Genomic DNA, 773 nt, shown 5'->3' on the forward strand with positions numbered 1-773 from the left:
GGACGACATCGTGCGGAGCTGCGGCATGAGATTCGAGATCAGCAAGGTGCTCGACGCCATCGAGGGACGGGTCTGCACCGATCCGTCGCTGGCCCGGGCCGTGGTCGACCTGGCCGAGGTCATCCGCTGGCAGAACCTGGACGGCGGTCGGCCGGCCAGCCTGCTGCGCCTCGGCATGGTCATCGACGCGCTGTCCCGGCAGATCGGTGAGGACAGCGTCCCGGTCTACGCCATCGTGCACCGGGCGCTGCTGTCCGACGCCGACCTGACCTCCAACGAGCGGATGGTGGTCCGCCGCTGGGCCGACGACGGCCTGGTGGAGGTGCTCGACCAGCCCGGTGACCGGATGCTGGAGGTGGCCGACCTGCTCGGCCTGCCGGTGCTCACCCGGGCCCGGCTGGACGGGCTGGTCGGCCGGTACCCGTGGCTCGGGCAGGCCGGGCGCGTGCTCGCCCCGGTGCCCGGCGCCGGTGGGCCGGTGTTCATCGCGCACGTCGGCGGCGGCCAGGACCCGGCCACCGGCAGCCGCTCACCGGCCGGCGTCAAGTTGCTCTCCCGGCAGTGGCGCTGCCCCGAGCCGGGCTGCGCGCTGTTCGGCGGCGGCGGGGGCGGCGGCGCGTTCGCCGACCTGGCCGCCGTGGACCGGGCGCCGGCCGAGCAGCCGCCACCCACGCTGCGCACCGGCGCACCGACCTGCCCCCGGCACGGCGCGCGGCTCTCCGACGCCGGTCCGCGCCCGCGTACCGAGGTGCTCGCGGTGCGCATCGGCGGGC

General features: G+C 76.3%; 1 pseudogene. It reads left to right on the top strand.

The annotated features are described in order from the left end of the window. Window positions 1-25: 25 nt before the first annotated feature. Window positions 26-773: pseudogene (locus MCBG_RS24910) on the top strand (FHA domain-containing protein); the annotation flags it as partial.

Origin of the sequence: Micromonospora sp. M42 (assembly GCF_000568915.1) — a bacterium.
Lineage (GTDB): Bacteria > Actinomycetota > Actinomycetes > Mycobacteriales > Micromonosporaceae > Micromonospora > Micromonospora chalcea.